The sequence below is a fragment of the Deinococcus roseus genome, from assembly GCF_014646895.1.
Taxonomy (GTDB): Bacteria; Deinococcota; Deinococci; order Deinococcales; family Deinococcaceae; genus Deinococcus_C; species Deinococcus_C roseus.
Genome location: NZ_BMOD01000054.1, coordinates 1 through 10,029, shown reverse-complemented (window position 1 = coordinate 10,029; position 10,029 = coordinate 1). Strand labels below are relative to the sequence as shown.

Sequence of the window (10,029 nt, the reverse complement as noted above, 5' to 3'; positions counted from 1 at the left end):
AGCGGTTCAAGCAGCCTGGGAAGAACTTCGAAACCTCAGAGAACTGTTCAAGTCACCTGTCCCACTCGGTGCGTAACTTCAGGTATATAATTCTGCTCTTGCTAAGTTTCTGCAAAAAAAGTTATATGGAATCGAAGTCACGACCTTTCACTCTTTATGCCACAGATACTCTTCAGGTGCGATACCAGAAATCGACAAGGACTGGTACAAGACTACTGGCCCCAGTCTTTTATTAACTGCTATCTTGCAGCAAAAAGTCAAGCAATACGATGTTTTGATAATTGATGAAGCTCAAGTAATGTCCAAATTTTGGATCGAAATTCTAGAGACATGGTTTAAAACAAAAAGGATTTATGCATTTTGCGATGAAACACAAGTTTTTTCTTATGAAGAGTCTATTTCAAATGATGACTTGGCTCGTATTTTAAACATCGACCAGAAGAACATTTACACGCTTACCTTAAATTTACGGTCTCCAAAACCAGTTTTCAAAAGGCTGGAAGAAGCTTTGCCTTCAACTTATCAACAATTTTCTCCTAGGCCCGACGATAACGAGTCTCTTACTGAAATTGTTGATTTTAGGCCAGAAGTTAGGTTATTTGAGATATTAGAAGACTTAATGTCAAAGGGAATAAACAAAAATGACATAGCAGTCGTTTATGTTGATAATCTTCCTGCTTTTCCCAGTTATATCAAAGAATATAAAGATAGAATGTCTTATCTGTACAGAGAGCATTTGATGGATCAAATTAATATTGATAAAATACTGGATAAAATATCGCAGAAATATGAGAATTTCTTAAAATACGAATGGCTTGAAAAGAGCATTAATGAGCCTGTTTTCATTGGGAAATTTCGTGGCCTTGAAGCTCCGGTAGTAATAGTATATGCTGGAAATTCAGTAGACACAAAAAAGATAGCCTGCTCATATGCAAGATCAACTACTCATTGTATTGCAATTTATTCAATATCGGCATTCTTGAGAAGGCAAAAAGATGTTGATTTTTTAAACGTTGTATTAAGAAACTCTCCAGACATACAAAAAGCTGTGGACGAAATCTGGCCGTTCACTAAGCTAATCAACTTAAAAAGAATTTCTGCGGAACATCATATTTATTGGAATAAATATTGGGGAGGATGGTTTATTTGGAATGAAGAACTTATTGATCCTGTATTAGAATATTTATGGTTATCACATTTTTTAAACAAATCAAAATTACCTTCATATATTGTTAATACAAACAATGAAAGATGGAGTGTAAAGAAAGTATTATATGAGCCTAGTATAAATGATTATACACATGTTCATAAAAAGCTTGAATGGTGTTATAGATGTAATAGATGGACACTTCACGAAACAGAGATCAATGTTCAATGGTGTATAGAATGTAATGAAGAATTTGGCGATGAATTCGATGAAAACAATCTAAAAGATCTTGACTTTCATGAGGATATCATAAACAATCCTAGATCCTATAAGAAGGATGATTTTAAGAATCTGCCGATTTTTATCACTCTAATTGGTATGTATAAAAAACTTTCGAGAGAGGATAGAAGTTATATTGCTTCCATATATGATGATCTTGAATCGATGGATGATCCAACAAAATTCGCTTTTAGAATAGGTATAGGTTTAATTTTACTTAAAATTAAACCTGGAGATCCTATAACCACTGAGGAGATACTAGAAAAGTGGGCACAATGGTTTCCAGAAATAGTAATTGATGACTCAAAAAAGACATCATTCATTAGACCATCAATTTCTAAGTGGATTAAAAAAGGTCTAATAAAAAAGCCGAATAAAAATTCATCAAATGTGTATATTCGATTAGATTATAATGATCAAGATCAAGAGTTAGCATAAGGACCGAAGATGGATACTTTAGTGTAACATCACTGGCCATAGGTTTCTTGTGAGGTCTTTTGGCGTACATCACTAAAATCAAATAATGCAAGTGTGCTCAACAAACCAAAACGCGCCAAGTATTGGTGCCCTAATGGTCAGCACGGGTTGAGAAATCCTAACACCTAATAGAACGTGATCGCACAACATGCGGATGTACTCAACTCACATGGTCTAAACCAATGTCTGGTTGCCACCAACTGGATTCAAGAAAGGTCCATAAAAGGTGGGGCATGATCACCATTGAGTGCAAAGTTTACGGGTCGGTGCAGCAGTTTTCCCGGGTGGATGAAGCCATTCGTACGGTGCAATTCATTCGCAACAAGTGCTTGCGCCTGTGGATGGACCATCAAGACTCTGAGACTGGCATTGGGAGAAATGAACTGGCCAGGCACACAGCCGAACTCGCACAAAGCTATGGGTTTGTCCGGCACCTGAACAGCAGTGCCCGTCAGGCCAGTGCAGAACGGACCTGGACTGCCATCTCCCGCTTTTACCAGTCCCGGAAAGCCAACTCCCCCATCCGGTACCCTCGTTTCCAGAAAGACAACCGTTCTATGGAGTACCGCAAGTCAGGCTGGAAGCTGGAGGCCAGACACTCCAGGATCACCTTCACTGACGGGTGTGGGATCGGCACCCTGAGATTGCGTGGCGGCCACAACCTGACACTGTTGCAACCTGACTACATCAACCGGGTGAGGCTTTTAAGGCGGGCGGATGGTTACTACTTGCAATTGCTGGTGAAGAGGGATGCTCCCCAGCCGCTTCCTCCTGCACACCGGCAGGTGGGTCTGGATGTGGGTTTGCGTCATTTCCTGGTGGACTCTGAGGGTCAAGCGGTGGCCAACCCGCGACACCACAAACGGTCCCTGGACCGCCTGAAGCGCAAGCAACGCCAGTTGGCCCGCATGAAAAAAGGCAGCCAGAACCGCAAAAAAGCCGCCCAGAAACTCTCCAGGCTTTACCTGAAAACCTCCCGGCAACGCAAAGACTTCGTGGTCAAAACCGCGAGGTGCGTGGTGAAGTCCAACGACCTCATTGCCGTGGAACAACTGCAGGTGAGAAACCTCCTGAAAAACCACCGTCTGGCCCGCTCCATTCAGGATGTCGGCTGGCGGCAGTTCATGCAGTGGCTGTCGTACTTCGCCCGGAAGATGGGCCGCACCATGGTGTTTGTACCTGCCAAGCACACCACCAGTTTGTGCTCCGGTTGTGGAGCCCTGGTGCCCAAGTCCCTCCGGGAACGGGTGCACCGGTGCTCGTGTGGCCTGGTGATGGACCGGGACCACAACGCGGCACGAAACATCCTGAAGTTCGCACTTCATACCGTGGGGCACACGGAAATTCAGGCCTGAGGAGGACCTGTCAGACCGAAAGGGTTTTCCCTTTCGGCCGGGTCCGTTGAGCCAGGAACCCCCAAAAAGGGGATGTCAAGTTTTGAGGCTGCGCCTCAAAGGGAAGCAGGAGGCAAACATGCTCAGAATCCTGCTCACCCTCGCCCTTCTCCTGATCCTCTCCCACCAGCTTGGCAGGTGGGTCAGTGATTTGAATGTGTACCAGACGGTTTTTGTGCTGTTTGCGTTTTGCTCGGTGGCGTTTTTCATCGTGGTGTTTTCCCTGAAGCGCACCCGTTCACGCAAGGCTGGCGGCACAGTGGCATCCCAGGCAACAAAACTTCATTAAAGTTTGAGGCTTCGCCTCAACAGGAAACAAGGAGGCAGTACATGAACGTGAACACAGTGATCCTGATTGGCGCTTTGACCCGTGACCCCGAACTTCGTTACACCCCGAACGGCACCCCGGTGGTGGAGTACACCGTGGCTGGTGAGGAAAGCATCACCAAAGCGGATGGCACCTCAGGGGACGCAGTGTGGTACCTGCGTTGCGTGGAGATCGGCAAGGGCGCAGAGGGCACCGCTGAGATCTTCAAGGCGGGCCAGGCCGTGCTGGTGCAGGGCAGCGTGCAGGAAGAGACCTGGGAGCAAGATGGTCAGAAGCACTCCAAGCTGACCGTCAAACAACACAAAATCGCCCACGTCAGCCGTCCCGAAACGGACCTGGTGCAAGACCAGCAGGGTGGGTTCCGCCTGAAGAACGCCCGCAACTGGGTGAGGCTGGTGGGGAACCTCGGCAAAGCCCCGGAAATCCGCTATGTGCCGAGCGGTGCAGCGGTGGTCTCCCCTTCCATCGCTGTGACGGAATCCTGGAAGGGCAGGGACGGCAACTGGCAGGAAAAAACCCACTGGGTGCAGGTGGAACTGTGGGAAGCGAACGCCGAAAGCCTGGTCAAGCAGGCAGGCAAGGGCAGCACCCTGCTGGTGGATGGCCGCCTGAAGAACGAAAGCTGGACGGACAGTGAAGGCAACAAGCGCCAAAATACCATTCTCGCTGCCGAAACATTCGAGATCGTGGAGCGCTTCAGCAAGGCCCCCAAACCCCAGGGGCAACCGGTTGGGGTGGGCAAACCGCAGTCCAGCAGCACTTCCCAGGATGCTTTTCCCCCAGAGGAAGAAGATCTTCCCTTCTAAGACAGCAGGCACCCCCGATTCCGGGGGTGCCCTTTTAATGTTTGCGCTTTCGCGCAAGGGCAGGCAAAGGAGTGATGCATGACTGGCAAAGACAAACCCCAGGGCAATTCCCTGCCCATCCTGGTGCACCTCACCGGCATTCTGGGCACGTGAGACTCACCGTGCAGGTCCGGAATGAAGATGAACTGCTCAGCGTCATGCGACAGTACGGCAAACGCGGCTGGACCAGCGGAGAGATCCCCGCAGGCGGCCTGGTGCTGCCGCTTTCCATGGCCGACACGTTTGACTGGTCCCTGATTGGCGCACGTGAATTTTTGAGTCAGGAAGGTGAAAAATGCGTGTTCCACAAGGGACAGGTCTACAAGCGGCGTGAGCTCGAGGAGGTGGACACCAAGAAACTTAGGGCTCCCCAAAATCGTCAAATACTCCCGTGGGGCACGCCCCACCGACCCCGAGCACCTCAAAGAAGGTGAGGAGTCGGTGCGTTACATCACCCTGATCACCTGTCCTTGCAACGGTCGGCCCCTGGAGGCCTACCAGAACCCGGAGAAAGTCGCGGCTGCTTCTCCTTGAAAAACCTTCCTCTCTGCCCCTGCAACAGCAGGGGTTTTTTGTTGTGCAGAAAAAGGTTTTGAGGGAAAGCCAGGGCTTTCCCTCAACCACCAGTGGAGCGTATTTCACCTGATGGGGGGATTCGCTCCAACACTTAAGGAGGCCATGATGACCCGGACCACCCAAGTTCATCGCCTGCTCTCTGACCCAGACAGGCAGGAAGTCCTCACCGTGACCGTGCAAGGTCACCCAGGGCGGCAGGTGATGCTGCTGGAACTCCTCACGCGTTACCAGCACCAGACCGGTCCTGGAATGCTCAATGGAGCCACCCTGGTGTTCCCTGCACCGGATGGAACGCCCGTGGCTGTGGTGCGCCCAGCGGACAACGCAGCCTTCCTGGAGGCGTACTTCAAGCAGCACCTGCAGGCAGCAAGAGTTCACCTGAAACGCCAGCAGGCCCTCACCGCGAACCTGGTGCTCTCGGTGCTTGCTGTGCTGCTGCTGGTGGCCAGCGTGGTGTACCAAAGTGTGTCTCCTTCCCCATGGTTGCTGGGGCTGGCGGCCATTTTTCTGGTGGTGTTTGTTGCCCTGCAGGTTCTGGAGGTGCGCCGCCGAAAAATTCCAGCGTTCCGGCGTCGCTTCTTGTTTGAAGCCGCAGAAGATCTGGTGTGGCTGTCCCAGCAGCCAGAGTTGCCCCTTGCCGACCTGATCCGTCTCTACCTGGCCCACAAGCACATCACCGTGGAACGCTGGAACAGCGGTCAAATGCCTTACCCCGAGGAGGAATGATGCCCATCATCCGTGAATCTTTTGAAGTTCGTTTCCTGGAAGTCGGTCCACACATTCAGGAGGGCACCTTCCACTGCAGTGCCCTCCCCGGTCACCTGCATGTCATGCTCGAATTGTTGTACCGGGCCAAACACTTCACCCGGTATGGGGTGATTGATTTGACCCGCCTGCCTTACCCCACCCGCAACGGTGTGGTGGTGAGCAGGTCTGCTGAGGTGGCCTTGCAGCAATACTTTGATGAGCTTGTCGCTGAAGCCCGCCGCCACCACCGCAAAGGTGTGGTGTTCTCACCGGATGTGTGGTTCGGTGCCGGGCTGGCTGCGGTGCTGATGATCCACTGGCTTCCTGCCTTGACTTTGCATCTGGCTGCGCTGATGCTGCTGTGCGTGCTGACCGGGATGGTGCTCTCCATCAGCAAGATGCTGCACAACCGCTCTGCTTTGACTTACGCCGCCGCTGCCCCACTGGGTGAACTGGTGGGCTTGAAGTGGCCGGAAGAGGCGGTGTTGAAGTACCTGAAAGTCAGCGGGATGCAGGAATCCACCTGGAACAGCCTGTACGAGAAACGGGTGTTGCAGGTCTCAGCTGGTGGGGATGCGTTGGTGGCTTTCGCTGCAGATTCCGGATATGGCGGCGAGGGTGGAGATGGTGGGTGCGAATGAGTTCACCCGGGCACCTTGCAAGAAAGCATGACCGGATTGCTGCTGTTGAAGTGGTGGACTGCCTCAAAGCGTACAGGGAGGCCTACCTGGCCTGGGACCAGGAGGTGCTTGCGCAGTGCGCGAAGCATGGCTCTGGCTTTGGGGGAGGCTGAAACCTCAAGGTGACCGCTTTGCTGTTCCCAAAAGGTGTGAATCCTCCGAGCAGTGTTCGGGATTGCAAGAAGAGTACCGGGTGAGCGGGGTGATCACCAGTCCAGTTTTCCTTCAGGATGTACAGGGGCGTTGCGCGAGGTGAATTGCCGAAGCTGTCACCAGCTGCCCGGTCCCCCTTTTTTGTGACCAGGACGGAAACCGTTCAGCAGAAATCTCGCTGCCATGGTCAATGTGAACTTCCCCTCAAGAAGCCCCACAAACGCAGGACCATCCCATGCGTCACTCTTGTTGAGAAGATGGTTGACGATGAACACATTGCCTCACGTTCCTTTGGTTGCTGGATGTGGGCAACTTCGTGGAGCTTTTCCTTTTATGATGATGGAACGCAAAACGTCTACTGTGATGTCAAAGTGACCTGAAAGGCTTGAAGCAGTGAACACGCATTTGAACATGACCATCAGCACCGCCCTTCTGTTGTGTTGCACCAACAGTCTCGCCGCTCCCTCTGACCTGACTGCCATCCAGGGCATTGCCCGGAAACTGGGATGGCAGGAAACAGCATGCTCCCAGGGTGTAGGTGACGTGTGCTTTTCATTTCCACAGGATGCACGCAGTACCATCCTCCACTGGGAAACCCAGGCCATGCAGTCAGACATTCTGGAATTGAGTCCACACTGGACTCCATTGCAAGAAGCCTATCTGAACACGTACCAGTTTCAAGGACGGTCATTCATTGTGAAATTGACCCCTGAACCCACCTCCCAGATTTCCTTCACGTGGAACAGCAATGCGGGATTCCAGGACCAGTGGAACACCATCAACGCGTACTTTCTCAGTGCAGACTTCCCCCACATCCGTCGGGACCACACCTTTTTTTACACACCACCCACCCCAGCAGTGCTGCTGGAAGACCATCCCGATGTGGCTCAGGCCTTGCTGGTGGACCACATGTTGGAAGGCAAATCCCATTATTACCAGTTGAAAAATGGGGATGTGGATTTCAGGTACCTGAACATGGACTTTTATGATCTCTTGAAGACCGCAAGCGAACTCCAAAAAGTCCAAACGCTTGTCCTCTCCTCCGCGTTGTATTACGGGCAGACTGGCCTCGACAACAGTGTCTTCTGGGTGGATCAAAATCACCGGGCCTACGAGAGCTTGCTTCCACCAGATCCTCAATCTGAGCAAAACATCACCCTGGAGCCTGAACTCATGTTCACCCTGCCTGCTGCAGGACAATGGCCGGAGCAGCCCCGTCAAGCCTTTCACGCCCAGCATGAATATGCCTTCGAGTTGCGAGACCGGGTTTATTTGACGGACACAGCTTCAGGAGAATCCAGGACCATCGAGGGGGTGTTGAACCCACAAATCTTGGACATTGTGGAACCCTGGAAAGATGAAGACCGGGCCAAACAACCGACCCTGGTGTTGATCGGTGAAGGTGAGGATGGATTTCATGAGGTTTCGGTGTGGTCGTGCCTGGAGAAATGCGAGAAAAAACAGATTTTCCATCTTCCCTTCATGGCGGTTCCTGTTGATGACGCTGGAGGAATGGTTTTGAAAGACCGATCCAGTGCCAAAGCACTGGTGTTGTCTTGGGATGATGAGCGAGAACTGGTGGGGCAATACATTTCTCCCCTCGTCGTGAGCGGGAACATGCTGAACTATGGAGACTTTTTGATTTACCCCTCAAGAAACCAGTCGTTGGTGGCCATCGAATTTCACCGGGATGCCATTGAAGAGCAATACTTTAGCTTTGTGTTCACGGAGGGAGCGCAGCCACTTTACATCACTGACAGAAGTGCGGTGGTGCTGAGGCCAGATGGCACCCGCCAGGTGATGGACTTCGGGCCCTACAACCGGCCCCGACAGCTGGAGGATATCTTCCACGCCAAAGAACGAATGTTTCCAGTTCTGGTCAATTTGTGCGAAAAACATGTGCTGAGTGGTGATGTGTGCCTTGACGGAAGGGGATTGTTGAAACATTTCGAATTGGAGATGGCAATCTTAAAGTTCCAGAGTGGCGATCTCAGTGAGGCCGGGCTGGCTGCCGAAATCACCAACATCCACAATTTGTACATGCCAGAGTTTCGCTGAGGACTTGGGAGCATTTTGCAGGTCCTGCATTTTGAAAACATCAAAACGCTGGTGAACAGGAGCGGTGAATGTGTGGGCTTCGAGGGCCGTGCTTGCAGGTGAACATGGTCCAGTTGAATGTCCACATGAAGTGCTCCGGGCATTGCGGGAGCGGCAACATTGGCTCACAGAAGGGGGGCTGCAGGCTGGGAGCCTGGTGACTGGCAGCACATCCATCCCGATTGGATGTTCACCTGGACCATGGCAGAGAGAAATCTGCTGAACAGATGAACCTCCTGACCAACTATTGGTAGCAGCCTGGATTGAGGGAATACAGTGCCTGCATGACTGTCAGTTGCAGTCTGTTCTGATATCAATCTAGACAGCTCTGCATTCTGATTTGATTTCTATCCTGTCCAGTAAGCTGAGAGGATGATCTCCCTGAAGTATGCCCGCGCCACCCACGCCCTGGAGCACCTCCTCCCATACTTCCGGGACAGAGGCAGCACTGGCATCCCCAAAGCCCACGAAGCAAGCCTTTGCCAAAAAGCCTGCATTTCCGTTCCCACCCTCCGCCGTTACTACAAGACATTCCTGAACCTCGGCGGTCACCAGCACGCTGTCAACATTCCGCAGTTCCTGGAGAAACGCAAAAATCAGCTTCATCAGCACACCCTGAGTCCCGAAGTCGAACGCCTCGTGCAAACCCTGATCGACCAGCACTGGCTCATCCCCATGGGCAGCCCCACCTTCCGCCCTTACACCCTCCAGGCGCTGCTCGACCTTATCCACGACCATTGCAGCGAAAAAAACCTCGTCACACCCAGCTACAACACCCTCAAAAACCGCCTGCGGCAAAGGGAAAAGCAGGACCCGAAAACCTACTTTCGTTTGCGTTACGGCGAGGAAATCGCCAGGAGCAAGGAACCTCGATTTGGGGTCAGCCCCCAAAGAACCTTCGGGGAACGCATCCAGATGGATGGCACCCTGCTGGACTTTTTCGTCAAAGACGGCAAACTGCAGGTGAAAAGAAGCAAAAACAAACGGCCTCAGACCAGGTCCATGCACTCCCGCTATTGGATCACTGTGGCGGTGGACGAAGGCACCTCGTTGTTTCTGAATTTCAGCCTCACCAGCCACACCAAGTCCGCCTTCGAAACCCTGCGGACCCTCAGGGGCATCCTGCTGGATCAACATGAACACCATCAGAGGCTCGGGGTGGAGAACCGTTTGCCTCCGCTCGGTCTCCCACAGGAGCTTTTCACAGATCGAGGCAGTGAATTCGTTAACTGAGATTTTGCACCTATGCGGGACTGTTTGGCCCATTCAGCAAAAACTCATCTGAGACAACAAAAATGGGCAGAGT

At 51.7% G+C, this 10,029-nt stretch carries 11 protein-coding genes; all 11 read left to right on the top strand.

The genetic code is table 11. From position 1 onward, the window contains the following. The first annotated feature begins 244 nt into the window (after positions 1 to 244). The 11 genes from IEY52_RS26100 (at position 245) to IEY52_RS26055 (ending at position 9,956) form a co-directional block, all read left to right on the top strand. The gene (locus IEY52_RS26100) at positions 245 to 1,864 is read left to right on the top strand and encodes a DEAD/DEAH box helicase (RefSeq protein WP_189009516.1); all 1,620 of its coding nucleotides are present in this window, start codon (positions 245 to 247) and stop codon (positions 1,862 to 1,864) included. Between the two features lie 272 nt (positions 1,865 to 2,136). Further along, on the top strand, positions 2,137 to 3,258 hold the full coding sequence (locus tag IEY52_RS26095; protein ID WP_189009513.1) for an RNA-guided endonuclease InsQ/TnpB family protein: 1,122 nt from the start codon (positions 2,137 to 2,139) through the stop codon (positions 3,256 to 3,258). A gap of 118 nt (positions 3,259 to 3,376) precedes the next feature. Continuing rightward, complete coding sequence (locus IEY52_RS26090; RefSeq protein ID WP_189009510.1) at positions 3,377 to 3,586, top strand: hypothetical protein; 210 nt, start codon at positions 3,377 to 3,379, stop codon at positions 3,584 to 3,586. Between the two features lie 41 nt (positions 3,587 to 3,627). After that, a complete protein-coding gene (locus IEY52_RS27060; RefSeq protein ID WP_189009507.1) occupies positions 3,628 to 4,431 on the top strand; it encodes a single-stranded DNA-binding protein in 804 nt (267 codons plus the stop codon). Positions 4,432 to 4,505: 74 nt separating this feature from the next. Further along, positions 4,506 to 4,904, top strand: a complete 399-nt coding sequence (locus IEY52_RS26080; RefSeq protein ID WP_505692158.1) for a single-stranded DNA-binding protein — start codon at positions 4,506 to 4,508, stop codon at positions 4,902 to 4,904. Next, entirely contained in the window at positions 4,846 to 5,004 is a 159-nt protein-coding gene (locus IEY52_RS27175) for a single-stranded DNA-binding protein (protein WP_373289938.1), read from the top strand. Before IEY52_RS26080 ends, IEY52_RS27175 begins: the two co-directional genes overlap by 59 nt. Before the next feature lie 147 nt (positions 5,005 to 5,151). Beyond that, a complete protein-coding gene (locus IEY52_RS26075) occupies positions 5,152 to 5,772 on the top strand; it encodes a hypothetical protein (protein ID WP_189009501.1) in 621 nt (206 codons plus the stop codon). Beyond that, positions 5,769 to 6,434 (top strand): hypothetical protein, encoded by a 666-nt coding sequence (locus IEY52_RS26070; RefSeq protein ID WP_189009497.1) that lies wholly within the window; start codon positions 5,769 to 5,771, stop codon positions 6,432 to 6,434. The genes IEY52_RS26075 and IEY52_RS26070 overlap by 4 nt, the downstream gene beginning before the upstream one ends. Further along, positions 6,431 to 6,586 (top strand): hypothetical protein, encoded by a 156-nt coding sequence (locus IEY52_RS26065; protein ID WP_189009494.1) that lies wholly within the window; start codon positions 6,431 to 6,433, stop codon positions 6,584 to 6,586. Before IEY52_RS26070 ends, IEY52_RS26065 begins: the two co-directional genes overlap by 4 nt. 451 nt (positions 6,587 to 7,037) lie before the next feature. Beyond that, a complete protein-coding gene (locus tag IEY52_RS26060; RefSeq protein WP_189009491.1) occupies positions 7,038 to 8,684 on the top strand; it encodes a hypothetical protein in 1,647 nt (548 codons plus the stop codon). Positions 8,685 to 9,095: 411 nt separating this feature from the next. Then, positions 9,096 to 9,956, top strand: coding sequence for a hypothetical protein (locus tag IEY52_RS26055; protein ID WP_189009488.1), 861 nt, complete (start codon positions 9,096 to 9,098; stop codon positions 9,954 to 9,956). The last annotated feature ends 73 nt before the right edge of the window (positions 9,957 to 10,029 follow it).